The sequence below is a fragment of the Lysobacter sp. TAB13 genome, assembly GCF_052113885.1.
Lineage (GTDB): Bacteria > Pseudomonadota > Gammaproteobacteria > Xanthomonadales > Xanthomonadaceae > Lysobacter > Lysobacter gummosus.
In genome coordinates, this window is sequence record NZ_JBFRDR010000014.1 from 43,510 (window position 1) to 61,040 (window position 17,531).

General features: G+C 68.1%; 13 protein-coding genes and 1 tRNA gene. 8 read left to right on the forward strand and 6 right to left on the reverse strand.

Going from position 1 to position 17,531, the window contains the following annotated elements; genetic code table 11:
* Nucleotides 1-7: 7 nt before the first annotated feature.
* Together AB4Y92_RS16960 and efp are read right to left on the reverse strand one after the other, a co-directional pair.
* Entirely contained in the window at nucleotides 8-1,348 is a 1,341-nt protein-coding gene (locus tag AB4Y92_RS16960) for a TRZ/ATZ family hydrolase (protein ID WP_441820721.1), read from the reverse strand.
* A gap of 283 nt (nucleotides 1,349-1,631) precedes the next feature.
* Complete coding sequence (gene efp, locus AB4Y92_RS16965; protein WP_215056239.1) at nucleotides 1,632-2,198, reverse strand: elongation factor P; 567 nt, start codon at nucleotides 2,196-2,198, stop codon at nucleotides 1,632-1,634.
* 269 nt (nucleotides 2,199-2,467) lie between these two features.
* Between efp and epmB the strand changes: the two genes are divergently transcribed.
* Together epmB and AB4Y92_RS16975 are read left to right on the forward strand one after the other, a co-directional pair.
* Nucleotides 2,468-3,499, forward strand: a complete 1,032-nt coding sequence (gene epmB, locus AB4Y92_RS16970; protein ID WP_441820722.1) for an EF-P beta-lysylation protein EpmB — start codon at nucleotides 2,468-2,470, stop codon at nucleotides 3,497-3,499.
* Nucleotides 3,500-3,676: 177 nt separating this feature from the next.
* Nucleotides 3,677-5,776, forward strand: coding sequence for an EAL domain-containing response regulator (locus AB4Y92_RS16975; protein ID WP_441820723.1), 2,100 nt, complete (start codon nucleotides 3,677-3,679; stop codon nucleotides 5,774-5,776).
* 176 nt (nucleotides 5,777-5,952) lie between these two features.
* On the opposite strand, the gene htpX is transcribed toward AB4Y92_RS16975, so the two are convergent.
* On the reverse strand, nucleotides 5,953-6,864 hold the full coding sequence (htpX, locus tag AB4Y92_RS16980; protein WP_441820724.1) for a protease HtpX: 912 nt from the start codon (nucleotides 6,862-6,864) through the stop codon (nucleotides 5,953-5,955).
* Between the two features lie 286 nt (nucleotides 6,865-7,150).
* Here htpX and gluQRS point away from each other — a divergent pair, with 286 nt between their 5' ends.
* The 4 genes from gluQRS to phbB (AB4Y92_RS17000) all read left to right on the forward strand — a co-directional run bounded on the left by gluQRS (nucleotide 7,151) and on the right by phbB (AB4Y92_RS17000) (nucleotide 10,536).
* Nucleotides 7,151-8,020, forward strand: coding sequence for a tRNA glutamyl-Q(34) synthetase GluQRS (gene gluQRS, locus AB4Y92_RS16985; RefSeq protein ID WP_441820777.1), 870 nt, complete (start codon nucleotides 7,151-7,153; stop codon nucleotides 8,018-8,020).
* A gap of 42 nt (nucleotides 8,021-8,062) precedes the next feature.
* Nucleotides 8,063-8,803 carry an acetoacetyl-CoA reductase gene (gene phbB, locus AB4Y92_RS16990; RefSeq protein ID WP_441820725.1) on the forward strand — a complete coding sequence of 247 codons (741 nt, stop codon included), beginning with the start codon at nucleotides 8,063-8,065 and terminating at the stop codon, nucleotides 8,801-8,803.
* Between the two features lie 336 nt (nucleotides 8,804-9,139).
* Nucleotides 9,140-9,628, forward strand: a complete 489-nt coding sequence (gene phaR / locus AB4Y92_RS16995) for a polyhydroxyalkanoate synthesis repressor PhaR (protein ID WP_057942443.1) — start codon at nucleotides 9,140-9,142, stop codon at nucleotides 9,626-9,628.
* A gap of 167 nt (nucleotides 9,629-9,795) precedes the next feature.
* Nucleotides 9,796-10,536 (forward strand): acetoacetyl-CoA reductase, encoded by a 741-nt coding sequence (gene phbB / locus AB4Y92_RS17000; RefSeq protein ID WP_057945363.1) that lies wholly within the window; start codon nucleotides 9,796-9,798, stop codon nucleotides 10,534-10,536.
* Nucleotides 10,537-11,207: 671 nt separating this feature from the next.
* Here the strand turns inward: phbB (AB4Y92_RS17000) and AB4Y92_RS17005 are convergent.
* Both AB4Y92_RS17005 and AB4Y92_RS17010 read right to left on the reverse strand, forming a co-directional pair.
* A complete protein-coding gene (locus AB4Y92_RS17005; RefSeq protein ID WP_441820726.1) occupies nucleotides 11,208-12,131 on the reverse strand; it encodes a M48 family metallopeptidase in 924 nt (307 codons plus the stop codon).
* A 147-nt stretch (nucleotides 12,132-12,278) separates the two neighbouring features.
* On the reverse strand, nucleotides 12,279-14,099 hold the full coding sequence (locus AB4Y92_RS17010) for an SUMF1/EgtB/PvdO family nonheme iron enzyme (protein WP_441820778.1): 1,821 nt from the start codon (nucleotides 14,097-14,099) through the stop codon (nucleotides 12,279-12,281).
* A 231-nt stretch (nucleotides 14,100-14,330) separates the two neighbouring features.
* Here AB4Y92_RS17010 and rnd point away from each other — a divergent pair, with 231 nt between their 5' ends.
* Nucleotides 14,331-15,434, forward strand: a complete 1,104-nt coding sequence (gene rnd, locus AB4Y92_RS17015) for a ribonuclease D (RefSeq protein WP_441820727.1) — start codon at nucleotides 14,331-14,333, stop codon at nucleotides 15,432-15,434.
* 103 nt (nucleotides 15,435-15,537) lie between these two features.
* Nucleotides 15,538-15,613, forward strand: a tRNA-Ala gene (locus AB4Y92_RS17020).
* Nucleotides 15,614-15,825: 212 nt separating this feature from the next.
* Here AB4Y92_RS17020 and AB4Y92_RS17025 read toward each other — a convergent pair.
* Nucleotides 15,826-17,445, reverse strand: a complete 1,620-nt coding sequence (locus AB4Y92_RS17025; RefSeq protein ID WP_441820728.1) for a dihydroxyacetone kinase subunit DhaK — start codon at nucleotides 17,443-17,445, stop codon at nucleotides 15,826-15,828.
* Nucleotides 17,446-17,531 lie beyond the last annotated feature (86 nt).

Below are 17,531 nucleotides of genomic sequence, written 5' to 3' on the forward strand. Positions count from 1 at the left end.
CCCGGCGTCAGCGTTTGATCGTCGCGATGCGCGCGCGCCACTGCCGCGCATTCGCGACCAGCGCCGCAGTATCCATATCGACCAGCGCACGTTCGCGCAGCTTGGCGCGGCCGGCGATCCACACGTCGCCGACCTGATGGCGACCGGTGGCGTAGATCAATTGCGAGACCACGTGATGCACCGGCTGGGTCTCCAATTGGCCCAGATCGACGCAGACCAGATCGGCCTGCTTGCCAACCTGGATCGAACCGATCTTGTCCTCGAAGCCCATCGCCTTGGCGCCGCCCAGGGTCGCCGCGCGCAGCGCGCTGAACGCGTCCAGGGCCTTGGCATCAATGGCCACGCCCTTGGCCAGCAGCGCGGCGGTGCGGGTTTCGCCGAACATGTCCAGATCGTTGTTGCTGGCGCAGCCGTCGGTGCCGATGGCCAGATTGACGCCGGCCTGCTGCAGCTTGCACACCGGGCAGAAGCCCGAGGCCAGCTTGAGATTGGACTCGGGGCAATGCACCACGCTGACGCCGCGCTCGGCGCACAAGGCGATCTCGGCGTCGGTGAGCTGGGTCATGTGCACCGCGATCAGGCGGTCGGTGACCAACCCCAGGCGGTCCAGGCGCGCCAGCGGGCGCTGGCCGTGCAGCTTGATCGAATCGGCCACTTCCTGCGCGGTTTCGTGCGTGTGCAGATGGATCGGCAGATCCAACTGGTCGGCCAGCATGCGGATGCGTTCGAAGTTGGCGTCGCTGACCGTGTACGGCGCATGCGGCGCGAACGCGGTCGCGACCAGCGCGTCGTCGCGCCACAGGTCGTGGACTTCGCCGGCGCGGTCGAAGTATTCGTCCGAACTCTTGGCCCAGGCGGTGGGGAAATCGATCACCGGCAGGCCGACCCGGGCGCGGAAGCCGTAGCGCTTGTAGACCGCGGCCTGCACGTCGGGGAAGAAATAGTTTTCGTTGGCGCAGGTGGTGCCGCCGCGCAGCATCTCGGCGATCGCCAGGGTGATGCCGTCCTCGACGAACTGCGGCCCGATCACCGCGCCCTCGACCGGCCAGATGTGGCCTTGCAGCCATTCCATCAGCGGCAGATCGTCGGCGATGCCGCGCAGCAGGGTCATCGGGTTGTGGGTGTGGGCGTTGACCAGGCCCGGGATCAGCGCCGACTCGGGCCGGCTGATCGTTTCGGCCGCGACGTAGCGCGCGCGGGCCTCGGCGATCGGCAGGATATCGACGATCACCCCGCCCTTGACGGCGACGGCGTGGTCGTCCAGCACGACGGCATGCGGCTCGACCGGCACCACCCAGCCCGCTTCGATCAACAGGTCGCAGGGGATGGCGGAAGTCTCGGTCGTCATTCGCGTCTCACGTGCTGGTTGAAGTGCGTGTCGCTGTCGTGCGGCAGCGCCGGCGAGGACTATGGCATTCGCCGGCTACCGCTGTGCGACGCCCTGGGCCGTGCGGCCCGGGGCTCGCAATGGATCTTGCGTTCGGATCGCCCGAATCGTCGCGGCGGGATCGCTAGGTGGATCTGCTGACGGGACGGGAATCCGCGGCAGCTTGCGAAAGCGTCGAACCGCCTTCGCGGGAATCGCGCATCGGCAAAGCCGTGGCCGCCTCAGGCGGCCACGGGCCGATGGGTCACTTCACCCGGCTGACGTACTCGCCCGAGCGGGTATCGACCTTGATGGTTTCTTCCTGGCCGACGAACAGCGGCACGCGCACCACCGCGCCGGTTTCCAGGGTCGCCGGCTTGCCGCCGCCGCCGGAGGTATCGCCGCGCACGCCCGGGTCGGTCTCGGTGATCTTGAGCTCGACGAAGTTCGGCGGCTGGACCGCGATCGGCACGCCGTTCCACAGCGTCACCACGCACTCTTCCTCGCCCTTGAGCCACTTCTCCGCGCCGCCCATGCCGGCCTTGTCGGACTGCACCTGCTCGAAGGATTCCTGGTTCATGAAATGCCAGTACTCGCCGTCGGAGTACAGGTACTGCATGTCGGTATCGACCACGTCGGCCTGCTCGACGTTGTCGGTGGCCTTCATGGTCATTTCCACCACGCGCCCGGACTTGATGCTGCGGTACTTGATGCGGGTGAAGGCCTGGCCCTTGCCCGGCTTGACGTACTCGGTCTCGGTGATGATGCACGGGTCGTTATTGACCAGGATCTTCTGTCCGGTCTTGACGTCGTTCATGCCTAGGCTGGCCATGCTGGAACTCCTAACAAATGAATAATGTGGCGGTGATTGGGGTCCGGCCGCCCCCGCCTTGGGCCGGGGCCGTCGTCTGCCGTCGTGGCGGCGCCGTCCCGGGCCGGCCCGGGTCGCGGGCGGGGTCCAAGGGGCGCCAAAGGCGCGTACGGACCGCCATGCCGGCGATGCAAGGCTAGAATGTCGGGCTGCGCCGGCTCCGTCCGCAGCGGTTTTCCGCGTGGACCGAGCCCGGGCGCCGTGATCGGAACCCTGAAGGCTAGCCCCACATGATACCTGCTGCGCAACCCGTCCCGCATCCAGCCGCTCCCCAGGGCGCCGCCGCGCCGCCGCGCTGGCAGGCCCTGTGGCGCGACGCGGTGCGCGATCCGCGCGAGCTGCTGGCCCTGCTCGGCCTGTCGCAGGCCGCCCTGGCCGTGTCCGAAGCGGCCGCGGCGCAGTTTCCGCTGCGGGTGCCGCGCGGCTTTCTCGCCCGCATGCGCCACGCCGACCCGGCCGACCCGCTGCTGCGCCAGGTGCTGCCGCTGGACGATGAAATGCGGCCGATGCCGGGCTTCAGCCTGGACGCGGTCGGCGACGGCGCGGCCAAGGCCGGCCACGGCGTCATCCGCAAATACAACGGCCGCGCCTTGCTGATCGCCACCGGCAGCTGCGCGATCAATTGCCGCTACTGCTTCCGCCGCCACTTCCCCTACGCGCAGGAAACCGCGGCCGCGGCCGGCTGGGGCGAGGCGGTCGCGGCGATCGCCGCCGACCCGACCATCGACGAGGTGATCCTGTCCGGCGGAGACCCGTGGTCGCTGGCCACGCCCAAGCTGGCCGAACTCACCGACGCGCTGGCGCCGATCGCCCACCTCAAGCGCCTGCGCATCCACACCCGCCTGCCGGTGGTACTGCCCGAGCGCGTCGATGCCGCGCTGACCCAGTGGCTGCAAGGCCTGCCGTGGCCGGTGGCGGTGGTGCTGCACGCCAATCACGCGAACGAATTCGACGCCGAGGTGGACGCGGCCATGCGGCGCCTGCGCGGCGCCGGCGCCACCTTGCTCAATCAGGCGGTTCTGCTGCGCGGGGTCAACGACGACGTCGAGGCCCTGGCCGCGCTGAGCGAGCGCAGCTATGCCGCCGGCGTGCTGCCCTACTACCTGCACCAGCTCGACCGGGTCCAGGGATCGGCCCATTTCGAGATCTCCGACGAGGCCGCGCGTGCGCTGCATCGCGCCCTGGCCGCGCGCATCTCCGGCTACCTGGTGCCCAAGCTGGTGCGAGAAGTGGCAGGCGACCCGGGCAAGCGTCCGTTGTAAGGTTGTAATCTGGATGGGGTTTGATCGGGGAACGCAGCGATAGCACGCGGCGCAAGCACAAGAGCGTTAGCGATGCACTCTTTGCGTGATCGAACCCTACAACGGGTCACAGATTCTCGTCCTTACGTGGACGAGGCCGGCGCTTCGTGTCATAAAACCGGCCCACGGAGGTGGTCAATGCAATTCGGCAAAGACATGGTGTTGCGCTTGCTGATCGTCGACGACAGCGTCGAGGCGGCCGAAGCCATCGTCAGCGCGCTGCGCAACAGCGGTATCGCGGTGCGGCCCACCCGCCCCGAGAACGAGCAGGAACTGTCGGCGCTGATTTTGCAGCATCCGCCGGATCTGGTGCTGGCCGCGCGCAATTCGCGCAACATCTCCCTGCTCAAGCTGATGCAGAGCGTGGACGCCAGCGGCAAGGACCTGCCGGTGCTGGTGCTGATGGAGGCCGTGGACGAGGCCGCCGTGCTCGGAGTGATGGAGATCGGCGCGCGCGGCATCGTGCTGCGCTCCAACATCAGCCACCTGCAGAACGTGGTCCGCGCCGAATGGGCCGACCTGGAAGGCCGCCGCTCGCTGCGCCGCCTGGAAGCGCAGGTGCGCGAGACCGAGCGCCGCTGCGATGCGCTGATCGATTCCTCGCGCGACCCCATCGCCTACATCCACGAAGGCATGCACATCCGTGCCAATGCCGCGTACCTGGAAATTTTCGGCTTCGAGTCCTTCGAGGACATCGAGGGCATGTCCCTGCTCGATCTGGTCGCGCCCGGCCAGGTCGATGGCTTCAAGCAATTGCTCAAGCAGCTCAGCAAGGGTGAAACCCCGCCGCCGAGCTACGAAACCCAGGCCCGCGCGCTGGACGGCAACGCTTTCCCGGCGGTGATGGAATTCACCGCGGCCACCTACGAAGGCGAGCAATGCCTGCAGGTGGTGCTGCGCCGGCAGGAGGTCGATCCGGAACTGGCGCGCGAGGTCGAAGCCCTGCGCCAGCGCGACCAGGTCACCGGCCTGCTCAACCGCGCGACCTTCCTGCGCTCGCTCGAAGACGCGGTCGCCGACGCGGCGCAGAACTCCGCGCATCACGGCCTGCTGCTGATCGAGCCGGACCACTACAACCAGTTGCTGCAGGAAATCGGCCTGGACCAGGCCGACCAGTTGATCAAGGCCTGCGGCGAGCGCCTGCGCGAAGCGATCGGCCCGGACGACATCGCCGCGCGCTTCGGCGAACACCAGTTCGCGGTGCTGACCCTGCACAGCGACCATTCGCACACCTCCAGCCTGGGCGACAAATTGCGCGAAGCGTTCTCGGCGCGGGTGCTGGAAACCGATCACCTCTCGCTCAGCGCCACCGCCAGCGTCGGCGGCGTGCAGATCGGCGAGAAGATCGCCAGCGTCACCGCGGTGCTGGGCAAGGCCGCGCAGTGCCTGCAATCGGCCAGCGACATCGGCGGCAACCGCATCGAGCTGTTCGACCCCGGCGCGGCCGACCGCGCCGAGGAAGAACGCATCGCCGCCTGGGTCGCGCGCATCCGCGACGCGCTCGACGCCGATCGCTTCGTGATGAACTACCAGCCGCTGATCAACCTGCACGGCGAGCCGATCGAGATGTACGAGGCCTATCTGCGCATGCAGAACCTGGGCCCGGGCATCGACGAAGGCGGCGGCGAACTGATACAGCCGCTGTCGTTCCTGCAGGTGGCGGAAGAACACGGCCTGCTGTGGGAAATCGACCGCTGGGTGGTGGGCCGCGCGATCCAGGTGATCGGCGAGCGCATGCGCCAAGGCCGGCGCACCACCTTGCTGGTCAAGATCACCCAGGCCTCGCTGCAGGACGAAAGCCTGCAGCAGCACATCGTCGAACTGCTGGCCAAGCACGGCGCCGACGGCAAGCTGCTGGTGCTGCAACTGCCCGAGTCGAAAGTCTTCACCAACCTGCGCGCGGCGCAGGAGTTCCAGTCGCGCATCTACCACTACGGCGTGCGCGTGGGCCTGGAGCAATTCGGCGCCGGCCTAAACTCGTTCCAGTTGCTGACCCACTTCGACGCGGCCTTCCTCAAGATCGACCGCAGCTACATGGAAGACCTCACCTCCAACCCCGACCACCAGCAACGCGTGCGCGAAATCGCCGAAAAGGCGCGCGAACTGGGCCGGCAGACCATCGCCGAATTCGTCCAGGACGCGGCCAGCATGAGCCTGCTGTTCGCCGCCGGCATCGACTACGCCCAGGGCCACTTCCTGGCCGCGGCGGGGCCTGATATGGATTACGACTTCCAGTAAGGCTGGGAATCGGGAATCGGGAATCGGGAATCGGGAATCGGGAATCGGGAAAGGCTACAAATCCCGCACAGCAAAAAGCCCGCCTTCCGGCGGGCTTTTTTGCTTTGTGCTTCTGCCTTTGCAGTTCCCCCCTTTGAAAAAGGAGGGCTGGGGGGATTCGCTCTTGCTGTTGCTCCTCAGCGAGCAACAACGCCCCCCACCTGCTCCTGCGGCGCACTACGCAACGCCGCGATGCGCTCCTCCAGCGGCGGATGGCTGCGCATCAACTTCGACAAACCATGACCGACCGCGCCGCTGATGCCGAACGCCTGCACCTGCTTGGGCAGCGTGCTCTCGCCGTAAGTCTGCGACAAACGCTGCAGCGCCGCGATCATCTTCTGCCGCCCGGCCAGACGCGCACCACCCGCGTCGGCGCGGAACTCGCGATACCGCGAAAACGCCATCGCGATCATGCTCGCCAGAATGCCGAACACGATATCCAGCACGAACACCGTCACGAAATAAAACAAGCCCGGCCCGCGCGACTCGCGTCCGCCGCTCATCATCGCGTCGATCCAGCCGCCGACCACGCGCGCGGCCACCAGCACGAAGGTGTTGAGCACGCCCTGGATCAGCGCCATCGTGACCATGTCGCCGTTGGCGACGTGGCTGACTTCATGCGCGAGCACCGCCTCGGCCTCGTCGCGGGTCATCGCCCGCAGCAAGCCGGTCGACACCGCGACCAGCGCGTTGTTGCGATTGGCGCCGGTAGCGAAGGCGTTGATTTCCGGCGCCTCATAGATCGCGACCTCGGGCGCGCCGATGCCGGCCGCTTCGGCCTGGCGGCGCACGGTCGCCACCAGCCACTGCTCGTCGGCATTGCGCGGCTGCTCGATGACGTAGGCGCCGGTGGTGCGCTTGGCGATCCACTTGGACATCAGCAGCGAAATCAGCGAACCGCCGAAACCGAACACCGCCGCCATCACCAGGATCGCGCCGTTATTGCCCAGGCGGATGCCGAAGACGTTCTGCAGCACCGACATCACGATGCCGAGCAGCACCAGCACGGCCAGGTTGGTGGCGAGGAAAAGCGCTATGCGTTTGAACATGGTCGTAGGGCGTATCGTGCCGCGCACCATGCGCGGCTTCAGGGCGACGGTCCCTGTCGTTGTTTGTCCGCGGCGCAACGCCGCGATGGTTGAAATGTGGCAAAGCGGCGGTTAATTCAACGAGAATCGGCGGCAAACCCACCGCCGCGCGAGCCTTCGTTCATTGTCCGGACATCCTGCCGACGCCCAGTCGCCCGCCGATCCGCCGGCCCGTCCAACGGCCGAGCGGCCGGCCGCGGCGCGCGCCCGCTATCGCGGCCGCTTCGCGCCCTCGCCCACCGGCGAACTGCACGCCGGCTCACTGCTGGCGGCGTTCGGCAGCTGGCTGCTGGCGCGCCATCACGGCGGCGCCTGGCTGATACGTATCGAAGACCTCGATCCGCCGCGTGAAGTTCCCGGCGCCGCCCAGCGCCAGTTGCAGGCGCTGGCCGCGTTCGGCCTGGACAGCGACGAAGCGGTGGTCCGGCAAAGCAATCGCCATGGGCTCTATCAGGCCGCGCTGGATCGCCTGCTCGACGCCGGCCTCGCCTTCGCCTGCCATTGCAGCCGCAGCGACCTCGCCGCCGACGGCGGCATCCACCGACGCTGCGTGGCCGCCACGCCGCGTCCGGGACACGGCGCGCCGCAGCCGGCGATCCGTTTGCGCGTGGCCGACGGCGCCGCGGTCGATTTCGTCGATACGATCCTCGGCCCGCAGCATCAGGATGTCGCCCGCGAGGTCGGCGACTTCGTCCTGCGCCGCGCCGACGGCTACTGGGCCTATCAACTGGCGGTGGTCGTGGACGATGCCGACCAGGGCATCACCGAAGTGGTCCGCGGCGCCGACCTGCTCGATTCCACCGCGCGCCAGATCCTGCTGCAGCGCGCGCTCGGCCTAGCCACGCCGGACTACGCGCACCTGCCGCTGCTGCTCGACGCGAACGGCCGCAAGCTGTCCAAATCCGATGCCGCCCATCCGCTCGATCCCGCCGATCCGCTGCCGGCGCTGCGCGCCGCATGGCAGGCGCTGGGCCAGGATCCGCACGCCCTGGATGAGGTGGCGACTGTCACGCAATTGCTCGCCTTGGCACGGGTTTCGTTCAGTCCGGCACAGATTCCGCAGACCGTCGCCAGTCTCGCCGCGATGCACAACGATCCTTGCACGAATGCTGTCTAGAATCGGGACGAGACCGCCCTTCGCGGTCAAGGAGAGCTCAGCATGCAGTCCCGTGTTGCACTCGTCACCGGCGGTACCGGTGGCATCGGCACCTCGATCGTCCAACGCCTCGCCAAGATGGGGCACAAGGTCGCGACCAATTACCGAGACGAAGCCAAAGGGCGCGCCTGGCAGGCGCAGTTGAAGGAACAGGGCATCGACGTGACCATCGCGCACGGCGACGTGGCCTCGCCGGAACACGCCGAAGCGCTGATCCGCGATGTCGAACGCCAGCTCGGCCCGGTCGACATCCTGGTCAACAACGCCGGCATCACCCGCGATTCGACCTTCCACCGCATGACCTCGCAGCAGTGGACCGACGTCATCTCCACCAACCTCAACTCCTGCTTCAACGTCACCCGTCCGGTGATCGAGGGCATGCGCGAGCGCAAGTGGGGACGGATCGTGCAGATCAGCTCGATCAACGGCCAGAAGGGCCAGTACGGCCAGGCCAACTACGCCGCGGCCAAGGCCGGCATGCACGGCTTCACCATTTCGCTGGCACAGGAAAACGCGAAGTTCGGCATTACCGTGAACACGGTCTCGCCCGGCTACATCGGCACCGACATGGTCATGGCCGTGCCCGAGGACGTGCGCAACAAGATCGTCGCGCAGATCCCGACCGGGCGCCTGGGCACGCCGGAAGAAATCGCCTACGCGGTGAGCTTCTTCATCCCCGACGAAGCCAGCTGGATCACCGGCGCCAACCTGTCCGCCAACGGCGGCCAGTACATGGGCTGGTAAGCCCGGCGCGAGTTCGGGCCGGAGGCCTGTTCAGGTCTCCGGCTCCGCGCATCGGCCGCGCGCAAGTGTTGCTTTGACGAAAATCTCGAACCCTCCGGTTCACTGACCCGGCACGCTCCCGGCCCGGCCGGCGGCCTTGACGATTGCGCGCTTGAGGGCTGATTCGAAGGGTTTTTTGCCGCTTGTACTGGCCCGGCGGCGGATCGGGCGCGGGCGCGGCGAATACCCCGCGCGGCTGTCGCAGGCCGCTGCGCGCAGCCTCCCGCACGCCCCTGTTGCAAGCCCCTGCGCCCTGCGCCATGCTGCAAGGCACCACGTTTTTAGAGCCAAAGCTCAATGGCCTCGACCCGCATCATCAAGAAGTATCCGAACCGTCGTCTTTACGACACCGAGATCTCCAGCTACATCACCATCGAGGACGTGCGACAGCTCATCGTCGATGGCGAAGAGTTCGAAGTGCGCGACGCTCGCTCCGGCGACGACCTCACCCGGCAAGTGCTGCTGCAGATCATCGCCGAGCACGAACAAGACGGCGAACCGGTGCTCTCCACGCAGTTGCTGAGCCAGATCATCCGCTTCTACGGCGACTCGCTGCAGGGCTTCATGGGCAACTACCTGGAGCGATCGATGCAGGTGTTCCTCGATCAGCAACAGACCTTCCGCAACCAGATGGGCGGCATGCTCGGGCAGACGCCGTGGGCGATGATGAATCAGCTCACCGAGCGCAACCTGACCTTGTGGAAAGAGTTCCAGCAAAATCTTTCCGGAAGCGTAGGCCAGCCGGTCACGCCGAAGCAGAAGACCGATACCAAGCGCGAGCGTTGAGCCGCGCTTTTTTCTTGCGCGCCGCGCATCGGCGCGGATGATCGTTCGCGGACCGTGGGGACGGTGCCGGGACGCGTGAATCCTCCGCGTCCGCTCGCTTGGCGGCCGCTATCCGTGAATTCAAGGCTCGCCGGCATGCGGCGCGTCTTTCGTTGTGGGGAACCGACATGAACAAACGCATCGCCGTGGTCAGCGGCGGCATCGGCGGCCTGGGCACCGAAATCTGTCTGTCGCTGGCGCGCGCCGGACGCCGCGTGATCGCGCTGGACCTGGGCGCGCGCGAAGAACGCATCGCCCAATTCGCCGCGCTCACCGACGGCTTCGACATCCGCTTCGAAGCGGCCAACGTCGCCGACTACGACGATTGCGGCGCGGCGATCGAACGCATCGTGGGCGAGGACGGCGCGATCGACATCCTGGTCAACGCCGCCGGCATCACCCGCGACGGAAGCCTGCGCAAGATGGAAAAGCGCGCCTGGGACGACGTGCTCAGCGTCAATCTCGACGGCGTGTTCAACCTGTGCCGGCATGCGGTCGACGGCATGGCCGAGCGCGGCTTCGGCCGCATCGTCAACATCAGTTCGGTCAACGGCCAGACCGGTCAGTTCGGCCAGACGAATTACTCCGCGGCCAAGGCCGGCATGCACGGCTTCACGATGGCGCTGGCGCGCGAGGTCGCGCGCAAGGGCGTGACGGTGAACTCGGTATCGCCGGGATACTGCGAAACCGCGATGGTGATGGCGATCGCCGAGGACATCCGCGGCAAGATCATCGACAGCGTCCCGGTCGGCCGCCTGGGCAAGCCCAGCGAGATCGCGCGCACGGTGGAATTCTTGACGGCCGAGGAGGCGGGGTTCATTACCGGGGCGAATATTCCGGTGAATGGTGGGTTGTTTATGAGTTTTTGAGGGGCTGGGATTCGAAGTCGAAGTCGAAGTCGAAGTCGAAGTCGGATTGTGGCTGCCCACGCCCTCTCACGTCCGTCATTCCCGCGAACGCGGGCTCCGCTTTACTTCGGCGGAGCCGAACATCCAGTGTCTTTCGCGATCCGGCAGAAAAGTCGCTGGATTCCCGCGTTCGCGGGAATGACGAGCAAAAGCAGGCGCGCACGCCCTACCCGTGCGTCATCCTCGCGAAGGCGGGGATCCAGGCCCTATCGCGACATGACTCTGAAGTCTCTGGATTCCCGCCTTCGCGGGAATGACGAGCAAGAGCAAAAGCAGACGCGCGCGTCCTCTACCCGTGCGTCATCCCCGCGCAGGCGGGGATCCAGGGCTTTATCGCGACACAACTCTGAAGTCTCTGGATGTTCGGCTCCGCCGAAGTAAAGCGGAGCCCGCCTTCGCGGGAATGACGAGCAAGAGCAAAAGCAGACGCGCGCGTCCTCTACCCGTTCGTCATCCCCGCGAAGGCGGGGATCCAGGGCTTTATCGCGACACGGCTCTGAAGTCTCTGGATGTTCGGCTCCGCCGAAGTAAAGCGGAGCCCGCCTTCGCCGGAATGACGAGCAAGAGTAAATGCGCGCGCCCTACCTCGAATGACAAGCGCACAGCGCCGCAAGCGAACCTCCGCGGCCAACTCACCTGGCCAGCGGCTTCCCCGCGCAATTGGCCTCATAGAACTTCATCGCCGTAGGCATCAGCGCCTCCAGCGTCTGGATGCGGTTGGCCGGGTCCGGGTGGGTCGAGGCGAATTCCGGCGGGCGCTGGCCGCCGCCGAGCTGCGACATGCGCTGCCACAACGGAATCGCCTGGCGCGGGTCGTAACACGCCGCCGCGGCCAGCATCAAACCGACCTTGTCGGCCTGGGTCTCGTGATTGCGCCCATACGGCAACACCAGGCCGTACTGCGCGCCTGCGCCGAGCGCGCCCATGATCATCTGCTGCTGTTGCGGGTCCATGCCGCCCACCGCCATGCCGGCGGCCATCTGCCCCATCTGCACCAGCTTCTGCTGGGCCATGCGCTGCGAACCGTGGCGCAACAGCGCGTGGGCGATTTCATGGCCCATCACCACCGCCAGCGCGTCGTCGTTCTGGGTCACCGGCAGCAGGCCGGTGTACACCGCCATCTTGCCGCCGGGCAGGCAGAAGGCGTTGGCCTCCTGCGAGTTGATGACCGCCACGCTCCACTTGAAGTTCTTGTAGTCCTCCGGCGCGGCCTGGTTGTTCTGCTGCGCCAGCGCCTGGGTCACCTGCGGCACCTTGTTGATCAGGCGCTGGGCGATCTCGCTGACGTCCTGGCTCTGCGGCGAGGCCGACGGCAACAGCGCGCGCTGCGCGGTGGCGTCGTTGAGCACCTGCACGAAGGCCTGTTCGCCGAGCTGCACTTCCTCGTCGGCACTGGCGCCGTAATGCGCCTTCTCGCCGGTGTAGGGATCGGTCTTGGCGCTGCCGAACCACGACCACGCCGCGTACAAGCCGAACAGCAACAAGATCCACCAGCGAAAACCGCCGAATCCGCGCCGTCCGCCCTGCGCCTGATTGCCGAGGGGATCGATCCTCATCTGCACACTCCCGAAACCTGCCTGCGAGCGCTGAACGCCCTACCCTGCGATCGCGCCGCGCCGCCTTCGCGAACGCCGCATCGACCCGCTCGACTCCTGCCGCCGACCGGCCGCAGGCGCCCCATCATGGACCGCCGCCGGCCGAACTCAAATATCCCGCACGACCCGGAAACCCAGGCGTCCGTTGGTGGTGTCCGCGCTGGTGCCCTGGCGCCACGCCGCGCGCGTCTGCGCCGGCGAGCTCGACCACGAACCGCCACGAAACACCCGCGTGCGGCAGCCCGGATTGAACCAGGCCGCGCCGTCGCGCGGTGCGCGCCGGTAGTTGTCGTGCCAGCAATCGGCCACCCACTCGCTGACATTGCCGCCCATGTCGTGAAGACCGAATGCATTGGGTGCGTAACTGCCGACCGGCGCCGGCCCCCAGGCGCCGTCGCCGTAGCCTTGGAAGGCGTTGCGCCAGCGCCGGCCGCTGGGCGATGCGTCCAGGCTGCCGGTCAGATTGCCGGTCTTGGCCGGCGGCGCGCCGTCACCCCAGGGATAACGGCCCTGGCTGCCGGCGCGCAGCGCGTATTCGTACTCGGCCTCGCTGGGCAGGCGGTAGCGCTGGCCGGTGATCGCCGACAGCCACTCCACGTAGGCCGCCGCGTCCTTGGCGCTGACGTGCACCACCGGCAGATTGTCCGCGGCCGGCTGGCCGGCGTAGTCCGAACGCCAGTCCACCCCGCCGCGCCGCACCAGATTGCCGCTGCGCTCGTCGTAGGCGATGGAATAGCCGCGGCGGGTGGCGCGCGCGCGATGCTTGGTCGAATTCATGAAGCGGCGGAATTCGCCGACGGTGATTTCGTAGCGCGACATCGCCAGCCCGCGTTCGAAACGGATATTGCGCAGCGGCCGCTCGGCATCGCTGGAGTCGGCTTCGCTCACGTCCGCGCCCATGCGGAACGCGCCGTGCGGAATCACCACCATCGCCGGGCCGCGGCCGCCGAGATTCATCGCGTCGGTGAACACCTGGCCCGGACGGAACAGGCCGTAATGGGTGGCCAGTTCGATGCGTTCGCGCAGCTCGGCCGCGGCCGGATCGCCGGTCGGCGCGATCCGCAGCAAGGTGGCCAGATAGCCGCGCGCCTCATCGATGCCGCGGAACTTCGGCAGCGCGGCGATGCCCTGATCGCGCAGGCTGCCGATCCGCGCCTGCCGCTGCGCGGCGATCCGTCCTTGCGCATCCGACGCCGTGCTCATCTTCGGCCGCACCAGCGCGGCCTTGGCCAGCCAGCGCTCGGCGTTGGCGTAATCGTCCTTGTCGGCGGCGACCTCGGCGCGGCGGATCAGCGCGCTTTCGGCCGCGGCGATGCCTTGCTTGGCGCGCACGTCGCCCGGACGCAGCTCCAGCGCCTCGCCGAAGCGCGCCAGCGCGCCGCCCTTGCCGTCTTCGCCGATGCGGCCAGCGTTGAGGTCCACTTCGCCCAGGCGGTCGGCTTCCTGCGCCTGATCGGCGCGATCCACCCGCTCCAGGTACGCCTCGACCTTGCGATGTTCCGGCGCGACCGCGCGCGCCACCGCGGCGGCCTCATGCGCGGCGCGCAGCGACAGCGGGTCTTCGTCGATCTTCTTCAGCGCGGCGTCGCCTTCGACCAGCAGCAGCGCGATCGCGCGGTCCAGGCCGGCGGCGGCGACGCGGTCGTTCGGGGCGAAGCCGCGCAAGGCCAGGTACAGCGGGATCGCCGAATCGGCATTGGCGTGCAGATCGCCGGACTTGAGCGCGGCCTGCGCGCGCTTGTGCAACTCGCGCGCATTGTGCTCGCTGACCGCGATCGCCGGCGCTTGCCACGGCGGCACCGGCGAAACCGCCTGATCGGCGCTGACGGTCACGATCGGCGTGCGCGCAGCCGCGTCCTGCGAGGCGCTCTTGCCGGCCCGGTCGGTGCAACCGGCCAACAGCCCCAAGGCGACGATGCTGGTCCACATCAGTGCGCGCAAACTTCGACCTCTCCCGGATGGCGCGAGCGACCGGCGCAGCATATCGCTTCAAGGCCGGGATTCGGGATCAGCGGTTCGGGATCGGTAAAGGGCCGGGGCAGCCGGTTTCGACGCGATCGGGCCCGCCGATCCCCCATCCCGAATCCCTAATCCCGGCTGCATTAGGCTATTGTCGCCCGCCGGCCTTCATTCCACCCGCAAGCGAAACCACCGAAAAACATGCCCGTCTGGATCAATACCGCCGCCGCGCTGCAAGCGCATTTCGAGGTCAAGCCCGCGCGTATCGGCCTGGACACGGAATTCATCCGCGAACGCACCTACTGGCCGCAACTGGCCCTGGTGCAGATCGCCATCGAGCGCGAGGGCGAGGCCGAGCCGACGATCCTGCTGGTCGATCCGCTGCGTCCGGGCGTCAACGAGGCACTGGCGCCGATCCTGGCCGACACGGCGATTCTCAAAGTGGTGCACAGTCCCAGCGAGGACCTGGTCGCGTTCAAGCACGCCTGCGGCGTGGTGCCCAAGCCGCTGTTCGACACCCAGCAGGCCGCGGCGCTGGCCGGCATCGGCAGCGGGCTGGGCTATCAGAAGCTGGTCGAACAACTCACCGGCGTGGCCCTGGCCAAGGGCGAGACGCGCTCGGACTGGATGCGCCGGCCGTTGTCGCCGTCGCAGCTGGAATACGCCGCCGACGACGTGCTGTATCTGTTCGCGATGCACGACGCGCTGGCCGGCATGCTCGATCAGCTCGGCCGCAGCGAGTGGCTGGCCGAAGACGCCGGCCGCACCGTCGTCAACGCCGAAAACGAAGCGCCCGAGCGCTGGCCGCATCTGTCGATGCGCAGCGCGCAATTCCTCGACCAGCCGGCCCAGCGCCGGCTGGTGCGGCTGCTGCGCTGGCGCGACGTGTACGCGCGCGACAGCGACAAGCCGCGCAGCTGGATTCTGGACAACGAACTGGCCGTGGCCCTGGCCCGCCAGGCCCCGGCCGATCGCGATGCGCTGCAGCGCCAGCTCGACGCCCACCCCAAGGCCCCGCGCAAGCTCACCGAGACCTTGTGGACGGCCTTGAGCACCCCGCTCGCCGACGAGGATGAGGCGCCCGATGCCGGCGTCGCCGAAACCCGCGACAAGCAACGCCTGCGCCAGCTGCAGGACGCCGTGGCCAGCCGCAGCGCCGCGCTCGGCCTGCCCGACGGCGTGCTCGCCTCGCGCCGCTGGCTGGAGGCGCTGCTCGATCACGGCGACTGGCCCGACGCCCTGTCCGGCTGGCGCCGCGCCGCCCTGGAGCCGGATCTGGCGCCGTTGCTGGCCGCCGAACGCTGAACCACGGCGCCTTTGGCGGGCCGATCCGGCAGGGCGTCGCGGAAATTCGCCCCGCTACTAGCGCGAGCGGTTTCCTCCGGCTAAACTTGCTCCCTCTGAATGTGGGGCCATAGCTCAGCTGGGAGAGCGCGTCGTTCGCAATGACGAGGTCGGGAGTTCGATCCTCCCTGGCTCCACCACTTCATACAGAAAGCCGACGAGCGATCGTCGGCTTTTTTGTTGGGCGGGCATTTGGTGAAAGGCGCAGGTGCGGCGGCTTCGCGCGCTTCGCTTGAAAGGCGCTGGATGTTCGGTTCCGCCGAAGTAAGACAGCGCCCGCGTTCGCGGGAATGACGGCAAAGGGCGATCAACTCGCTCTTGATTCGCCTACGCCCTACTTCGCATCGATCACCTACCCCGCCAGACTCGCAAACGCCCGCGCCACCGCCTCGGCGCCCGGATCGATCGCGCCGACGAGCGCATGCTCGGGCACATACGAAGCCCGCCCCGCTCCGGCGCGCGTCATCGTCGCGGTGCGGTCGGCGCCTTCGCGCGCGGCCCGGGCCGCGGCGGCGAAGCCCTGGTCCAGCGCTTCGACCGCGGGGATCAGGGCATCGAGCATGGTCCGATCGCCGGGCGCAGCGCCGCCGTAGTGACGCATGCGCGCGATGCCTTCGCCCAGTGCGTCCTGCCAGCCGCGGCCGGCGGCCAGCGCGGTGCCGGTGGCGGTGAACAAGATCGACAGCAGCACGCCGCTGGAGCCGCCCATCGCATGCGCCAACAAGCGGCCAAGTTCGTCGCACAGCTTGGCCGGCTCGCCGGTGCTCAGCGACTGCCGCTTGAGCGCGTCGGCGACCGCGCGCGCGCCGGCGGCGAAGGTGCTGCCGGCGTCGCCGTCGCCGATGCGCGCGTCGAGTTCGTCCAAGGTCTGTTCGGACGCGAGCAAGACCCGCGCGATGCCGTCGATGGCGGCGGCAACCGCGGCGTCCTGCGCGCCGACGGCCGTGGCTCCCGCATCCGCGACCACCGCGAAGATGCCCGGCGCGCGCGGCTCGAATACGCCGGGCCAGGCCAGGGGCTCGACCGGCGTCGACAACGCTTCTACGTACTCGGGCAGCGCCGGCAGCAGGGTCAGCGAAAATCCATGCATGTCCAGCGAGGTCATCAGCGCCGACGGCCGCACCATCAGCGCGATGCGTTCGCGGCCGATGCGGCGCAGTACTTCGTCGGCGAGCACGGCCAGTTCCTGGGTCGAGCACCCGCCCAGATCGTTGAGCATGACGATCCAGCGCGTGCCGATGCCGAAACGCTGCACTGCCTGTTCCAGCAGCGGCGTCAGCACCAGTTGCACCGCTTCGGCGGCGTCGTGCGGATCGATCCGGCGCGCGCCGGGTTCGTTGTGGATGCCCAGCCCCAGTTCGGCGCCGCGCGGCTGCGGCGCGTGGCCGGGCAAGGTGCAGCTCGACAGCGACAGGCCCAGCGACAGCAGCGAGTTGGCGAAGGCCTGCGTGCGCTCGGTCAGTTCATCGAGCGTGAGCCCCAGCTCGGCCAGATAACCGGCGTACTTGTGCACCAGCACCGTGCCGGCGACGCCGCGCGGCCGCGGCGCGTCGGCCAGGGCGATGTCGTCGGCGACGATGCACATGCGCACGTCCACGCCTTCGCGCCGCGCCTGCTCGGCGGCCAGGCCGAAATTGAGACGGTCGCCGGTGTAGTTCTTGACGATCAGCAAGGCGCCGCCGCTGCCGCTGCAGTGACGGATCGCGGCATGCACCGCGGCTACACCGGGCGAGGCGAAAATCTCGCCGGAAACCGCCGCGCTGAGCATGCCGCGGCCGACGAAGCCGGCGTGCGAAGGCTCATGGCCGGCGCCGCCGCCGGACAGCAACGCCACCCGGCTGCGGTCGAGCGCGGCGCGCGCGAGGATGCGCATGCCCGAGGCCGGATCGGCCACCGCCAGCGCCGCGCCGGCGGCCGTGCTGTTCAATACCTGGGTGACGACATCGGCCGGCCGGTTGAAGAAACGCTCCATCTCACTGCACTCGCTGGGCATCGGGTTGACGGATAGTAGATCAGCCGCGCGCCGGCACCGGCGTGTCGCGCTGTCGGTTTTTGGCG

Bases quoted from the DNA above. Each gene is read 5' to 3' on its own strand.
- AB4Y92_RS16960 (WP_441820721.1), bottom strand. From the start codon at position 1,348: ATGACGACCGAGACTTCCGCCATCCCCTGCGACCTGTTGATCGAAGCG.
- efp (WP_215056239.1), bottom strand. From the start codon at position 2,198: ATGGCCAGCCTAGGCATGAACGACGTCAAGACCGGACAGAAGATCCTG.
- epmB (WP_441820722.1), top strand. From the start codon at position 2,468: ATGATACCTGCTGCGCAACCCGTCCCGCATCCAGCCGCTCCCCAGGGC.
- AB4Y92_RS16975 (WP_441820723.1), top strand. From the start codon at position 3,677: ATGCAATTCGGCAAAGACATGGTGTTGCGCTTGCTGATCGTCGACGAC.
- htpX (WP_441820724.1), bottom strand. From the start codon at position 6,864: ATGTTCAAACGCATAGCGCTTTTCCTCGCCACCAACCTGGCCGTGCTG.
- phbB (WP_441820725.1), top strand. From the start codon at position 8,063: ATGCAGTCCCGTGTTGCACTCGTCACCGGCGGTACCGGTGGCATCGGC.
- phaR (WP_057942443.1), top strand. From the start codon at position 9,140: ATGGCCTCGACCCGCATCATCAAGAAGTATCCGAACCGTCGTCTTTAC.
- phbB (WP_057945363.1), top strand. From the start codon at position 9,796: ATGAACAAACGCATCGCCGTGGTCAGCGGCGGCATCGGCGGCCTGGGC.
- AB4Y92_RS17005 (WP_441820726.1), bottom strand. From the start codon at position 12,131: ATGAGGATCGATCCCCTCGGCAATCAGGCGCAGGGCGGACGGCGCGGA.
- AB4Y92_RS17010 (WP_441820778.1), bottom strand. From the start codon at position 14,099: ATGTGGACCAGCATCGTCGCCTTGGGGCTGTTGGCCGGTTGCACCGAC.
- rnd (WP_441820727.1), top strand. From the start codon at position 14,331: ATGCCCGTCTGGATCAATACCGCCGCCGCGCTGCAAGCGCATTTCGAG.
- AB4Y92_RS17025 (WP_441820728.1), bottom strand. From the start codon at position 17,445: ATGGAGCGTTTCTTCAACCGGCCGGCCGATGTCGTCACCCAGGTATTG.